The organism is Aeromicrobium panaciterrae (assembly GCF_031457275.1).
Classification (GTDB): domain Bacteria; phylum Actinomycetota; class Actinomycetes; order Propionibacteriales; family Nocardioidaceae; genus Aeromicrobium; species Aeromicrobium panaciterrae_A.
The window spans coordinates 1,386,458-1,400,271 of sequence record NZ_JAVDWH010000001.1; the positions used below are offsets into that span (position 1 = coordinate 1,386,458).

At 63.7% G+C, this 13,814-nt stretch carries 14 protein-coding genes; 12 read left to right on the top strand and 2 right to left on the bottom strand.

All coding sequences use genetic code 11. From position 1 onward, the window contains the following. The first annotated feature begins 42 nt into the window (after window positions 1-42). Genes hrcA through era form a run of 8 tightly spaced genes read left to right on the top strand, consistent with a single transcriptional unit; the run spans window position 43 to window position 6,565 of the window. A complete protein-coding gene (gene hrcA, locus J2X11_RS07220; protein WP_309968632.1) occupies window positions 43-1,059 on the top strand; it encodes a heat-inducible transcriptional repressor HrcA in 1,017 nt (338 codons plus the stop codon). Between the two features lie 21 nt (window positions 1,060-1,080). Further along, window positions 1,081-2,226, top strand: a complete 1,146-nt coding sequence (gene dnaJ / locus J2X11_RS07225) for a molecular chaperone DnaJ (protein WP_309968635.1) — start codon at window positions 1,081-1,083, stop codon at window positions 2,224-2,226. Further along, window positions 2,223-2,573 (top strand): HIT domain-containing protein, encoded by a 351-nt coding sequence (locus J2X11_RS07230; RefSeq protein ID WP_309968638.1) that lies wholly within the window; start codon window positions 2,223-2,225, stop codon window positions 2,571-2,573. The genes dnaJ and J2X11_RS07230 overlap by 4 nt, the downstream gene beginning before the upstream one ends. A 23-nt stretch (window positions 2,574-2,596) precedes the next feature. Further along, window positions 2,597-3,595, top strand: coding sequence for a PhoH family protein (locus J2X11_RS07235; protein ID WP_309968641.1), 999 nt, complete (start codon window positions 2,597-2,599; stop codon window positions 3,593-3,595). After that, window positions 3,573-4,049: an rRNA maturation RNase YbeY gene (ybeY, locus tag J2X11_RS07240; RefSeq protein WP_309968644.1), complete on the top strand. Its 477-nt coding sequence runs from the start codon at window positions 3,573-3,575 to the stop codon at window positions 4,047-4,049. Before J2X11_RS07235 ends, ybeY begins: the two co-directional genes overlap by 23 nt. After that, entirely contained in the window at window positions 4,049-5,329 is a 1,281-nt protein-coding gene (locus J2X11_RS07245; RefSeq protein ID WP_396127848.1) for a hemolysin family protein, read from the top strand. The genes ybeY and J2X11_RS07245 overlap by 1 nt, the downstream gene beginning before the upstream one ends. Continuing rightward, the gene (locus J2X11_RS07250; protein WP_309968650.1) at window positions 5,313-5,651 is read left to right on the top strand and encodes a cytidine/deoxycytidylate deaminase family protein; all 339 of its coding nucleotides are present in this window, start codon (window positions 5,313-5,315) and stop codon (window positions 5,649-5,651) included. Before J2X11_RS07245 ends, J2X11_RS07250 begins: the two co-directional genes overlap by 17 nt. Next, complete coding sequence (gene era, locus J2X11_RS07255) at window positions 5,648-6,565, top strand: GTPase Era (protein WP_309968653.1); 918 nt, start codon at window positions 5,648-5,650, stop codon at window positions 6,563-6,565. Before J2X11_RS07250 ends, era begins: the two co-directional genes overlap by 4 nt. Here era and J2X11_RS07260 read toward each other — a convergent pair. Then, window positions 6,562-8,040, bottom strand: a complete 1,479-nt coding sequence (locus J2X11_RS07260) for a hypothetical protein (RefSeq protein WP_309968656.1) — start codon at window positions 8,038-8,040, stop codon at window positions 6,562-6,564. The genes era and J2X11_RS07260 overlap by 4 nt on opposite strands. A 71-nt stretch (window positions 8,041-8,111) precedes the next feature. On the opposite strand from J2X11_RS07260, the gene J2X11_RS07265 reads away from it, so the two are divergent. Further along, window positions 8,112-9,125, top strand: coding sequence for a PHP domain-containing protein (locus J2X11_RS07265; protein WP_309968661.1), 1,014 nt, complete (start codon window positions 8,112-8,114; stop codon window positions 9,123-9,125). Between the two features lie 20 nt (window positions 9,126-9,145). Then, window positions 9,146-9,466 (top strand): hypothetical protein, encoded by a 321-nt coding sequence (locus J2X11_RS07270; RefSeq protein ID WP_309968664.1) that lies wholly within the window; start codon window positions 9,146-9,148, stop codon window positions 9,464-9,466. Here the strand turns inward: J2X11_RS07270 and J2X11_RS07275 are convergent. Then, entirely contained in the window at window positions 9,463-10,182 is a 720-nt protein-coding gene (locus J2X11_RS07275; RefSeq protein WP_309968666.1) for a hypothetical protein, read from the bottom strand. The genes J2X11_RS07270 and J2X11_RS07275 overlap by 4 nt on opposite strands. Before the next feature lie 250 nt (window positions 10,183-10,432). Here J2X11_RS07275 and J2X11_RS07280 point away from each other — a divergent pair, with 250 nt between their 5' ends. Together J2X11_RS07280 and J2X11_RS07285 are read left to right on the top strand one after the other, a co-directional pair. Continuing rightward, complete coding sequence (locus J2X11_RS07280; RefSeq protein WP_309968669.1) at window positions 10,433-11,089, top strand: hypothetical protein; 657 nt, start codon at window positions 10,433-10,435, stop codon at window positions 11,087-11,089. Continuing rightward, window positions 11,086-13,773 (top strand): glycosyltransferase, encoded by a 2,688-nt coding sequence (locus J2X11_RS07285; protein WP_309968672.1) that lies wholly within the window; start codon window positions 11,086-11,088, stop codon window positions 13,771-13,773. Before J2X11_RS07280 ends, J2X11_RS07285 begins: the two co-directional genes overlap by 4 nt. Window positions 13,774-13,814 lie beyond the last annotated feature (41 nt).

Below are 13,814 nucleotides of genomic sequence, written 5' to 3' on the forward strand. Positions count from 1 at the left end.
TGCCCTGGGGGAGTGCCAACGCGACGCGCGGAACGGAGAAGTATGTCTGACGATCGACGTCTTGACGTTCTCCGCGCAATCGTCGAGGACTATGTCTCCACGCAGGAACCGGTGGGATCACGCGCTCTCGTAGAGCGTCACCACTTGGGTGTCTCGCCTGCAACGATCCGCAATGACATGGTCGCGCTCGAGGACGAGGGCTACATCACCCAGCCCCACACCAGCGCCGGTCGCATCCCGACCGACAAGGGCTACCGGATGTTCGTCGACCGATTGGCCACGGTCAAGGCGCTTTCGCAGGCGGAACGCCGGGCGATTGAGACGTTCCTGACCGGTGCGGTCGATGTCGACGATGTGGTGCAGCGCAGCGTACGAGTGCTGGCGCAGCTCACCAACCAGGTCGCCATCGTTCAATACCCCTCCCTGACCCGTTCGACCGTGCGTCACATCGAAGTCGTGGCGCTCGAGGGCTCGCGCGTCCTGCTGGTCGTCATCACCAGCAGCGGACGCGTCGAGCAGCGGATCATCGAGCTCGTTGAGACACCGACTGAGCAGCTGTTGTCGGATCTGCGTTCGCGAATTTCACACGCTTCACTCGGTCAGCGACTCCCCGAAGCATCGCTGCGACTGGCGGACATGATCGAGACCTTCGACCCCAATGATCGCCCGATCGTTTCGTCGATCGTCACGACGTTGTCCCAGACCTTCACCAACGAGCGCTCGGACGAGCGCATCGCCGTCGGAGGAACCGCCAACCTCGCTCGTTTCGGCAGTGACTTCGATTCGGCGATCAAGCCGGTGCTCGAGGCCATCGAGGAGCAGGTCGTACTCCTCAAGCTGCTCGGCGAAGCCACCTCGGGCTTGACCGTACGCATCGGTGCTGAGACCGGCAACGACAACCTGCTCGGTACGGCTGTCATCTCAACCTCGTACGGCGCCGATGAGCAAGCACTAGCAACGCTCGGCACCGTCGGACCAACCCGTATGGACTACCCCGCAACCATGGCCGCTGTGAGCGCCGTTGCCCGCTATGTCGGGCGATCGCTGGCGGACACCTAAACCTCAACAAGAACTGGACCAATGGCACAGGATTACTACGCAACACTCGGCGTCGGACGCGACGCGAGCGCGGAAGAGCTCAAGAAGGCCTACCGCAAGCTCGCGCGTCAGCTGCACCCTGACGTCAACGATGCGCCTGACGCCTCCGAGCGTTTCAAGGACATCACCATCGCGTACGAGGTGCTCTCGGATCCTCAAAAGCGCGCGACATTTGATCGCGGTGGCGACCCGCTGCGCGGTTCCGGTGGATCGGGCTTCGGGCAGGGCTTCTCGTTCGACGACATCATGGATGCGTTCTTCGGCCAGAACACCGGTCGCGGACCCCGTCCCCGCACCCAGCGCGGCCAGGATGCGCTGCTTCGCCTGACGATCGATCTGGCCGAAGCCGCCTTCGGCGTCAGCCAGGAGATCAAGGTCGACACGGCTGTCACCTGCACGACCTGCAGCGGCAGTGGCGCAGCGGCAGGTTCGGAGCCCGTCACCTGCCGTACGTGCCACGGCCACGGCGACGTCCAGCACGTTCAGCGCTCGCTGCTCGGTGACATCCGTACGTCGCGCCCGTGCCCCGCGTGCCACGGCTACGGCACCGTGATCCCCGAGCCGTGCGCCGAGTGCGCTGGCGAAGGCCGCGTACGTTCGCGTCGCTCGATCTCGGTCACGATCCCGGCCGGCGTCGATCACGGAACTCGTATCCAGCTCTCCGGTGAGGGCGAGGTCGGACCCGGCGGCGGACCTGCCGGCGATCTCTACCTGGAGATCAACGTGCGACGTCACCCAATGTTCAGCCGCAAGGGTGATCAGCTCTTCTGCCAGGTCACTCTGCCGATGACTGCCGCCGCACTTGGCGCGCACATCGACCTGCCGACGCTCGAAGCCGACGTACCCGACACGGATGAAGACACCAAGACCGTGCCCCTCGACGTCGTTGCCGGCACCCAGTCCGGCGACACCATCACGATCAAGGGTTGGGGCGTACCTCGTCTGCGCGGATCAGGACGCGGCGACCTCAACGTGCAGGTCATCGTCGAAACCCCCGCACGTATGGACGAGGAACAGCGTGCGCTGCTCGCTCAGCTCGCCAAGCTCCGTGACGAGGAGCGACCCGAAGCGCTGATGGGCGTCAACCACAAGGGCGTCTTCGGCAAGATCAAGGATGCGTTCAAATGAGCCAGCCCGATCCAGACTGCCTGTTCTGCAAGATCGTCGCGGGTGACATTCCGGCCGAGGTCGTCAGCGAGACCGAGCACACTTTCGCGTTCAAGGACATCAACCCCGAGGCGCCGACTCACGTCCTCGTCATCCCGCGCCGGCACGAGCCCGATATCGGCAGCCTCGCGGCCGCTGACCCCGACGCGGCGATTGCCCTGCTCAACGAAGCCAAGTCGATTGCCGATCAAGCAGGCAACGGGTCATACCGCTTGGTGTTCAACACCGGTGCCGACGCCAATCAGACGGTGTTCCACTGCCATGGCCATGTGCTGGCGGGCCGCTCAATGAGTTGGCCTCCGGGCTGAGCCTGCCCGTACGATGGATACAGATGACTGAAGACACTGCACCGGCACATACGTTCACGATTCCGTCGAGCGTTCCGGCGGTTTCCCTGCTCGGGCCTGCCGACGAATTTCTCCGCCTCATTGAAGATTCCTTCGAGGCGCGCATTCACGTGCGCGGAAACACCATTACGGTCACCGGATCGCCTGCTGAAGCGGCCATGGTTGAGCGCCTGCTCGATGAGCTCGTGACGATCGTGCGTACTGGACAGCACCTGACTCCCGAGACGGTCGAGCGCAGCATCACGATGCTGCAGACCGAGACCGAGGAGAAGCCCGCCGAGGTCCTCAGCCTCAACATTCTGTCCAACCGTGGCCGGACGATCCGCCCCAAGACGGTCAACCAGAAGAAGTACGTCGACGCGATCGACAAGCACACGATCGTCTTCGGCATCGGCCCTGCCGGTACGGGCAAGACCTACCTCGCGATGGCCAAGGCCGTCCAGGCGCTGCAGGCCAAGGAAGTCACCCGCATCATCCTGACTCGTCCTGCCGTCGAGGCTGGCGAGCACCTCGGCTTCCTGCCCGGCACGCTCGGCGAGAAGATCGACCCTTATCTCCGCCCGCTGTATGACGCGTTGCACGACATGATCGACCCCGAGACGATCCCCAAGCTCCTGGCTTCAGGCGTCATCGAGGTCGCGCCGCTGGCCTACATGCGCGGCCGCACGCTCAACGACGCGTTCATCATTCTCGACGAGGCACAGAACACGACGCAGGAGCAGATGAAGATGTTCCTGACTCGCTTGGGATTCGGCTCGCGGATGGTCGTGACGGGTGACGTCACGCAGGTCGACTTGCCGACCGCGTCGAAGAGCGGACTCCGGGTAGTCCAGGACGTGCTCGAGGACGTACGCGACATCCACTTCTCGATGCTCACGGCATCTGACGTCGTACGCCACAAGCTCGTGGGCCGCATCGTCGCTGCATATGGCGAATACGAAGCGGATGGGCAGGCAACGCATGAACGTCGACGTTCTCAATGAGTCCGGCGCAGACGTTGATGTCGTCGCGCTGACTCGACTCTGCCGCTTCGCGATGCGCCGTATGCGCCTGCACCCCGCCACCGAGCTGACGCTCCGCCTGGTCGATCCGGCGACGATCGCCGTGCTCAACAAGCAGTGGATGGGCAAGGAAGGACCAACCGATGTCCTGTCGTTCCCGATGGACGAGCTGACCCCGGGCCGTGACGGCGAGGAATCCCCTGAGGGCTATCTCGGCGACATCGCGCTGTGCCCGCAGGTCGCTGAGCAGCAGGCACCTGCTGCCGGTCACACCACGCAGGATGAGGTCAACCTCCTCACCGTGCACGGCATCCTTCACCTGCTCGGCTACGACCACGCCGAGCCCGCTGAGCACAAAGAAATGTTCGGCGTCCAGGGTCGACTGCTGCTCGAGTGGCAGCAGGCCGCCGACGGCGTGGACCCCGAGTCGTCGTGATGCTCCTACCGATAGTTGTCTCAGCGGTCCTGGCCGTCGTGGCCGGATTACTGGTCAGCGTCGACGCCGCACTCTCGGCGTTCTCCAAGGCCCGCGCCGAGGAGCTCGAGGACGAGGGACGCGCCGGCGCGGCTCGGCTCGCCGAGATCCTCGAAGACCCTGCGCCGTACCTCAACTCCGTATTGCTGCTGCGGGTGCTCGCCGAGACATCGAGCATTGTGCTCGTCGCGCTCGTGGTCGCCGACGAGCTCGATGGTCTCTGGACCCGGTTCGCCGTAGCCGTAGGCATCATGGTCGTCGTCAGCTTCGTGCTGATCGGGGTCGGCCCTCGTACGCTCGGCCGCCAGCACGCCGAATCGATCGCCCTCAGGTCGACGGTCCCGGTCGTGGTGCTGACCCGACTACTGGGCCCGCTGCCCAAGCTGCTGATCCTGCTCGGCAACGCCGTGACGCCCGGCAAGGGTTTCAGCGATGGGCCGTTCGCTTCAGAGGCTGAGGTTCGAGAACTCGTCGACCTCGCCGCTGCGAGCTCGGTCATCGAGTCCGAAGAGGGCAAAATGATCCAGTCGGTGTTCGAGCTCGGCGACACGATCGTTCGCGAAGTCATGGTGCCGCGTACGGATCTCGTCTTCGTGGAGCAGAACAAGACGCTTCGTCAGGCGATGTCGCTGGCGCTCCGCAGCGGATTCAGTCGTATGCCGGTGATTGACGAGAACCTCGACGACATCGTTGGAATGGCCTACCTCAAGGACATCACCAAGCGGGTGTTCGACAACCACGAGGCAGAGACAACCGAGCGCATCGAGTCGCTCGCCCGACCGGTCCTCTACATCCCGGACACCAAGCCGATCGATGACCTCCTCAAGGAGATGCAGGCGCAGCGCACCCACGTCGCGATCGTGGTCGACGAGTTTGGTGGAACGTCGGGCATGGTCACGATCGAGGACATCGTCGAAGAGATCGTCGGCGAGATCACCGACGAGTACGACTCTGAGCCCGAGGAAAACGAAAAGCTCGCCGACGGCTCCTGGCGTCTCAGCTCTCGCTTCGAGGTCGACGACCTTGAAGACCTGTTCGACATACCGATCGAGGACGAAGACGTCGACTCCGTGGGCGGTCTCATGGCCAAGCACCTCGGGAAGGTGCCGATCCGAGGCAGCGTTGTCGAGGTCGAGGGCTTACGGTTTGAGGCCGAAGGTCCCACAGGTCGACGCAATCGCATCGGCCACGTGCTGGTCAGCCGGCTAACGGAAGGAAGTGACGATGGAGCTCAGTCCTGAAGACGCCAAGCTGATCACGCTGGCACGCGCCTCGCGCGCCCGTACGAGCGCACAACATGGTGCAGCCGTACGCGATCAGGACGGCCGTACCTACACGGCAGCCACCGTCGTGCTCCCGTCGCTGCGCTTCGACGCACTCGATCTCGCTGTCGCGATGGCTGTCTCCTCGGGAGCCAAGGGCATTGAGGCGGCGGCGCTTGTCGCCGACCGCCACCCTGAGCCGATCGTCGATGGCACCGCCGTGCGTGATGTGTCGGGCCACGGCATCAATGTCTACATCGCAGATCTCGAAGGCAATGTCATTCGAGTAGGCGTCACGTGAGCACCTTCCGCTCCGGATTCGCCTGCTTCGTCGGCCGTCCCAACGCAGGCAAGTCGACGCTGACCAATGCGCTGGTCGGCGGCAAGATCGCGATCACGTCCTCGAAGCCGCAGACAACGCGTCACGCGATCCGTGGGCTGGTTCACCGCGAGGACGGTCAGCTGGTGCTGATCGACACACCTGGCCTGCACAAGCCGCACACGCTGCTTGGTCAGCGCCTCAACGCTCTCGTACGTACGACGTGGTCTGAGGTCGACACGATCGGTATGTGCCTGCCCGCCAACGAGTCGGTCGGTGAGGGTGACAAGTTCCTGATCCGCGAGCTGGCTCAGATCAGCCGCAAGCCGGTGTTCGCCATCGCCACCAAGACTGACCTCGTCAAGGGTGACAAGCTGCGCGACCATCTGCTGTCGATCCAGCGGGCTGGCGCCGACGCCGGGTTGCAGTGGAAAGAGATCATCCCGGTCTCGGCAGTCTCCGGTGAGCAGGTCGAACTGTTGGCCGAGCTGCTCGTGGCGACGCTGCCCGAGGGCCCGGCGCTCTATCCCGAGGGTCAGCTGACGGACGAGCCCGAAGAAACGTTGATCGCCGAGATCATCCGCGAGGCCGCGCTCGAGGGCGTACGCGATGAGCTCCCGCACTCGATCGCCGTCGTCGTCGACGAAATGGTGCCCCGGGCCGATCGTCCCAAGGACAAGCCGATGATCGACGTACGCGTCAACGTCTACGTCGAGCGCGACAGCCAGAAGGGCATCATCATCGGCAAGCAGGGAGCGCGGCTGAAGGAGATCGGCTCGAACTCCCGCGCCCAGATCGAGGCAATTCTCGGCACGCCGGTCTATCTCGACCTCCACGTCAAGGTCGCCAAGGAGTGGCAGCGGGACCCCAAGCAGCTGCGCAAGCTCGGGTTCTAGCTCCCCGCGAGTCGATCGAGGAGCTTGTCCGGCGCCACGGCGGCCAGCGGTCGCCCGATGGTGCGTATGGCGAGTTCTGTGACGACTCCCCACCCGGCCATCACCAGGAAGAACCAGGGCACCGGCGCGAACGCGAAGATGAAGAGCGCACCGCCCGATCCATAGGGTTCGCCGAACCCTGAGGTGCTTGTGCCCACCTCGCCGATGGCCGTCAGCAGAGCCCCGGCCGCGGCGAATGTCGCCACGAGCCAGAATGCATCGAGGGAAGTCCTCGGACGGCCTGCTGAGCGCCGTGCCAGAACAGCAACTGCGACGGCAAGCGCCACGACCGAGAGTGGAATCAACACGAAGAAGACTCCTTCCGAGCTGTTGGTGAACAGCCAGAAGAAGTTCGGCCCCGACTCGTCATCGCGAAGCCCCAAGATGGGTGAATCGATGCCTGCGAACTGGCCGAGAGTGATCCCGTAGACCGCGAGGTTGAGGATCGCGAGGGGAAGCGCCAAGATCGCCTCCGCCTCACCATTGGCGACCGCGTAGATGGCTACCGCCGGCACCAGCAATACGACGAACACCGCGAGGTAGACCACGACGCCGCGGACTGCCGAAACCAGCTGAGGCGGGACCTTGTTCAGCGAATTGCGCCGCGCGATGGGGCGTCGGGCCAATAGGCCGACGACGGTCCCGAGCGCAGAGCCGTAGAACAGAATCGACAAGCTGCCGGCATGTCCGAAGTCGCCAATGACGTCGACCCGCGCTGCGAATGCCACAGCCCAGGTCAGCACGGCGAAGGTTGCTCCTGTTACGACTGCGGCCGCGAGCACAGCCTTGCGCGACGGAGTCGGGCGGAGTCGCTCGGCACGGCGGCTGGCAATCCACAATGCGCCGATCATGAGTCCGAGGATCGTCAGCGGGATCACGTTCATCTGTGAGCTCGACGTGAACCCGCCCATCTCGTCGTCTCCGCCAATGAACGTTTCGCCATCCATGTCTTCTTCGAACTCTTCGACGTTGAGCTCGTCGGAGCAGCATTCCTCATCAGTGCAGCACTCGTCCTCCTCAGGGAAGGTGAGTCCGCCCTCGTCCTCGGGGAACGGAATCTCTTCCCCATCGAATTCGCTGAAGTCTTCGTCGAACTCTTCGTCCTCGAACTCGCTGAAGTCTTCGCTGTAGTCCTCGTCCTCGAACTCAGCGAACTCCTCGTCGAAGTCCACCGTTGTCGTCTGGTCGAACGTTCCGTTGGACGACATCGCGACGATCTGGCCGGGCGCGGTCAGGTACAAGGACCACGGGACGTTGTCCTCCGCCTCAATGGCCAATAGCGCTAGGCCGCCGATCAGAAAGGTCACCACCCACACCGCTGCGTACGAGATGACGCCCGTCCGAATTGCGTCGAACAGCGAGGATCGAGTGTGATCGATCGACTCAAGAAGCGTCGCCGAGCGGGGCGTCGGATCCGGGGCGTCGGGCGTCGTCATGTGAATCCTTCCTCAGGGTCCCCGAATGATGTCACGGAGTAGGGCATTCCGGTTTGAGGCAGGATTGCCGCATGGATGCGGCTGAAGTGCTCAACGAGATCGGGTTCTGGCTAGAGCGCCAACTCGCCGTGAGCTACAAGGTCGAGGCGTTCCGCAAGGCAGCTGTGATCATCGAGGATTTGTCGCAGGAAGAGCTCGCGAAGCGGCTCGAGAGCGGTGCGCTCAAACGTACGAAGGGCATCGGCGACCGTACGCTTACGGTGATCAAGCAGGCCATCGAGGGCGAGGTGCCCGACTACCTCGCGGACCTCCGTACGGACGAGCCGCTGGCCAAGGGTGGCGCCGAGTTGCGAGCCAAACTGCGCGGCGATCTGCACAGTCACTCCAACTGGTCCGATGGCGGATCGCCCATCGAAGAGATGGCACGCGCCGCGCGCTGGCGAGGTCGTGAGTATCAAGTGCTGACTGACCATTCGCCGCGACTCACCGTGGCCAACGGACTCACCGCTGAGCGTTTGACTGAGCAGCTCAAGATCGTCGCGAGGGTCAACGACTCGTACGACGACTTCCAGTTCCTGAGCGGAATTGAGGTCGACATCCTCGATGACGGCAAGCTCGACCAGACCGATCGGATGCTCAACAAGCTCGACGTCGTGGTCGCCAGCGTGCATTCGAAGCTCAAGATGGACTCGATCGGCATGACCCACCGCATGGTCAAAGCCATCAACGATCCGCATACGAATGTTCTCGGCCACTGCACCGGCCGGCTCGTCCAGGGATCGCGTGGCAAGCGCGACCAGTCGAAATTCGACGCCAAGAAGGTGTTCGCGGCGTGTGCTGCGAACGACGTGGCCGTCGAGATCAACTCTCGACCCGAGCGTCAGGACCCGCCCAACAATCTGATCGCCATGGCGCTCGACGCCGGCTGCCTGTTCGCGATCAACACTGACGCCCACGCGCCTGGGCAGTTGGACTTCCTCGACTACGGCGCGGAACGTGCTGACGCAAATGGCGTTCCAGAAGACCGCATCGTCACGACGTGGCCTGTCGACAAGCTGCTCGAGTGGTCACACGCCAAGCGCTGAACGGCTGGCACGATGAGCGAATGATCCAGAGTCTCAAGGTGGTTATATCGCTCGTCGCGATATGCATCGCCCTTGTCTGGGGATTCAAGATCCTGACGGCAGACCTGAATGTTGATCTCGCGGAGCCCGGAGCGTACGAATTCTGCGGGACTGTTTACGACGTTGCTCTGCATGGCGAGGCGCGGCGGGGTGGAGAGTTCCCCTACGAACAGCTTGACGCGTTGTGTCCATCTGCCGCCCGAACGGAAGTGCTGCGGGCACTCATGTTAGGAGCGTTGGGTGTACTTGCGATCGCCTACCTGGTCCAGAGCGGGCGCAGAGCGATCAGAGAGGATAGCTAGCTGAGGCTGTCGGCTAGCTCGCGTACTTGGTCGACAGTGACTTCGCGCGCGATGCGTCCAGTGACCTCGTCGTACACGTCGATCAGACCGTTCAAGTCCTTGACCATGCGTCGGGCTCGAGCCGGGCCGTTGCCGCAATCAGCGCGGCACTCGCCGGAGGCTGCAATGCGGTGAGCGATGACAATCGCCGTGAGCGCGTACGCCTCGGCAGCCTCGAGCTCGGGGGACAGGGCGAACGGGAACATGCGCGACGCGATGTGGTGGAACTCGACGTGCTCGGGATCGAGGTCACCGGAGGCGAATGGGAACGCCATCGCCTCGGCGAATGCTTGCCGTACGTCCTCGTCATCGCTGGCGCGGCCGATCCACGACTCGGCTCGTGCGACTGCGGCCAAGGCGTGAGCGCGCGACTCGGGCTCCAGAAGGGCGATGACCTGGCGCGCCTGGGCGATGCGCAGTCTGGCGCGGAGTTCGGGGGAGTCCTCGGTTGTGCCGAACAGTCGCCCGATCAGCGGTACCAGCCTCGTACGATCGCTCTCGCGCAGCAGATCGTTGGTCGTACGTGCCTCGTGCGCCAGCAATGGGTGCGTGCACTCGGGGCGATCGCTCCACTCCTCGCCGGCAAGCAGCGAGACGTACTCCATGACGCACGCTTCGCCGTGCTCGGCGTCGTGGGATCCAGCCGAGAGCGTCGGCAGAAAGTCGGGAATTGCCATGCAGCAATTGTCGCTTGCAACTCCACACCTGAACCTGACAATTGGCTATGCGTTTTCGACGGCTGCCGGTCGGCCCGAACGATATGCTCTGATCTTCATGCGCAGCTCATCTCGGTCAGATAGTCGGCCCAGTGTGCACGGTCAAGCATCCCTGACCGCCGGCGGAACCCTGAACCTGTGCGCGCCCGTCGCGGCGAAGGTGAAGCGAGCGACGTTCGTCCTTTCAAGCCCTGACGGCCAGCGGGTTGAGATGAAGACGTCGATCGGCCACACCATGGAGGGCGAGCGCTGGGCTGAGTCGGTGGCCCATCTGGGTGATGTCGGTCCAGGTACATGGGAGATCTCGTTGACCACGAGATCAGGCCTGCGGTCGTCGACATCGCGATTCGTGGCGGCGAGCCAAGGTCCGGCCAGCTTGCTAGGTGCATCGTCGATGCAGCCTCGGGCCCTGAGTCTGTCGACTCAGGATGACGGCCTTGCCGTGGTCGTCGACCTGTTGCCTCGCCAGGCCCAGTTGAGCGGTCTCGAGGTCGGTTTCACACAAGTTGTCCTGACCGGAACGCTTCTCGGCGCATGGCCGAAAGTGTGGAGGGTGATCGCCCGCTGTCGATCCGACAAGCGTGAGCTCGACATGGAATGGGTCGTCGATGGAAGCTCATTCAGCGCCGCGGCGCCGGTCGCGTCCATGGCGCAGGGCGACGACGTGTGGGAGTTCTATCTCGTCAACGAGAGCGGGCAGCGGATGCCGGTAAGACACGGGCTTCCTGACGGGCGTGACCGCCGCTACGACCTCTCGACCCCAGTACAGATCGTCGCTTTCGAGGGCGGAACCGCCCGTGTGCGTGGGTATTGCGCTCCTGATGGACGGGTGCGGCTGTCAGTCGTTCCGGTGGGGCGGGCAGCGTGAAGATCACCTACCTGCTGATGACCGCCGACGACTTGGGCGGCACGGAGAACGCGGTCGTCACACAGGCCAGCCACCTGTCGTCGAAGCATGACGTCAGGGTGATCAGCGTCTACCGATCGCGTCCCGATCCGTTCTTCGTCAATGAGTCGGTGCCGGTGACGCACCTGATCGACGTATCCTCCGGGAGCCCGCGCCCTTTGCGAGATGCGGGGCTGACGGACGGTGAGTGCATCCGGCTCACGGAGCTCAGCAGCACATATGTCGACCCGACCTGGGATCCGGCGTTCAACCGACTGACCGACATTGAGCTCGAGCTGTGCCTGCCGTCGCTAGACACTGATGTGCTCGTGGTGACGACGCCCCCACTGACCGCCGCTGCTGCCCAGCTGGCGCCGCCCGACGTGGTGATGATCCAGCAGGAGCATCACCCGTCGCCGTTCCGTCACGCGAGTGGCGAGCCACTGATGGCTTTTGCGCCTCACACTGACGCGATTGTGGCGCTGACGGAGAGCACCACCGCGTGGCTGTCGGAGTCTCTGGGTCCCAACGCACCTCGGTTGGTGACGATCCCGAACGCATTGCCCGATGGCTATCGTCCGAGGTCAAGCGGCAGCGAGCCCGTGATCGTCATGGCGGGACGGATCATCCCGGAGAAGGGATTCGCGCACGCCATCGAGGCGTTCGATGCGGTCGCCGACGACCACCCGGAGTGGATCCTCAAGATATTCGGCGATGGGTCCGAAAAGGCTCGTCTCAAGCGACTGGTCGATGCGTTAGGTCGGCACGATCGAATCTTCCTCCCTGGCAGTTCCAAGCAGATGGAATTGGAGTGGGCGCAGGCGAGCATCGCCGTCCTCCCGTCGCTGGGCACCGAAGCGTTCGGTCTGGTTCAGATCGAGGCGATGGCCGCGGGAATTCCTGTTGTCTCGTACGACAGCCCACCCGGACCGGTCGAGATCATTCGTCATGGGATCGATGGCCTACTTGTCCCGACCGGCGACATCGAACGCTTGGGTGACGCCCTCGGCCAACTGATGGGCGACGCGAAGCTGAGGAAGTCGCTCGCCGAAGGCGCGCTTGAGCGTGCCAAGGCCTTTTCACCTGCTCGCGTCGTTCCGCTGTGGGAAGACCTGATGCTGTCGCTCGTCGCTGAGATCGGGTCGCCCGAACGAGCCACCCGACGAGCGGACCGGATCGGTCGACGCGCGGCGCTTGGCGGATCGCGATTCCATCCAACGACCCCAGCCAACACCAGCGATGGTTGGCGTACGGACCAGGACGCTCACGAGCGGGCGCTCGTGGCATCGCGTCCCGAACTGGTGCGGTCGGGCGGTCGTCTGGCTGAAGTCAGCGATGCAGCTTTGCCCGCAGATCTTCGATCCGCGAACTTCCTGCGCGTGACGGAAGCGCTCGCAGCCGCGGGCGTGCCATTCATCGTCATACCGACAGTCGGCCAGAAGACCAGGATCGCGGTGGAGAGTGAGCTTCGATCGGCAGCCGTAAGTGCGCTTTCAGCCGCTACCAACGGGCTGCCCGTGTATGCCGAACTTCTGTCGCCTCGGTCCCGGCAACCCGGCACGGTTCTGGCGAGCACGCTTCCGTCCGACATTGAGGTCAAGGGCCTTCGCGTCTTCTCGCCAGTGGTCACGACGTCGCGCACCCTGCGGCATGGTCCCGGGGTGGGTTGTGACCTCGAGTTCTGGCCACTGGACGGCGACGGCGAAATCCGTACCGCGCCGCTCTTGCCGACCGTACGTGGCAATTCACTGGAGTCGCTCGAACCGACGGCATCGATCTCAGTCGCCGGCAAAGACCACCCAACGCGGACCGAGCTGATCCTGCGAGACACGACTTTGGTGGACGACGGCATCGACGCCGTGTGGATCTGGTCGGGACAGGGCGAGCTTCGGTACGCGCTTCGCTCGGTTGCGATGTACGCACCGTGGATTCGGCACGTCTACATCGTGGCTGAGAGCCCGGTGCCCGATTGGCTCGACGCTGATCAATCGCGTGTCACGGTTGTTTCCCCGGATTCCATCGTGGAAGCGGGCTCAGGAGTCGCGGCGATCGAGGGCCGACTGCACCACATCGCCGGGTTGTCGGAGCAGTTCTTGTACTTCAAGCACGACGTGTTCCTCGGCCGATCGCTTGGGGCGTCCAGGTTCTTCCGTGCAAATGGGACTGCCGTCTGCTTCCCGTCTAAGGAGCAGATTCCACTTGGCCCAGCTCTGCCTGACGACGACTACTACGTCGCGGGCTGCAAGAACGCCCGCGCACTGGTGGCGCAGGCTTTTGGTCGAACTCTCACCCACGACTACGTGCGCGCACCGTATTCAGCGTTGCGCAGCGTTCTCGAGGACCTCGAAGGGCAATTCGGTGGTCAGTGGCGAGACACTGCGAGCGGCGGCGCCGACCATGTCACGATCTACGGCTCGCTGCTGCAGGAGTACGGCTTCATGCAGCGCCACTTCGTCCGAGGGAAGCTCAGCGCATCAACCTTCGACATTGCGAGACGCGAAGATCACGCGGCGATGACTCGCTTGCTGACGATGCGCAATCTCGACTCCTTCTGTCTCAGCACCTCGAGCAATGGGACGGTCCCGGCAAGCGAGCAGTCACTGGTCGTAGAAGCCCTGTTGTCGGCGTATTTCCCGGTCGCAGGACCTTTCGAGAAGTCCTCCTAGAGCGCCCCTGCGGACTTTATAGTTGGTAGTGGGAGGAAGAC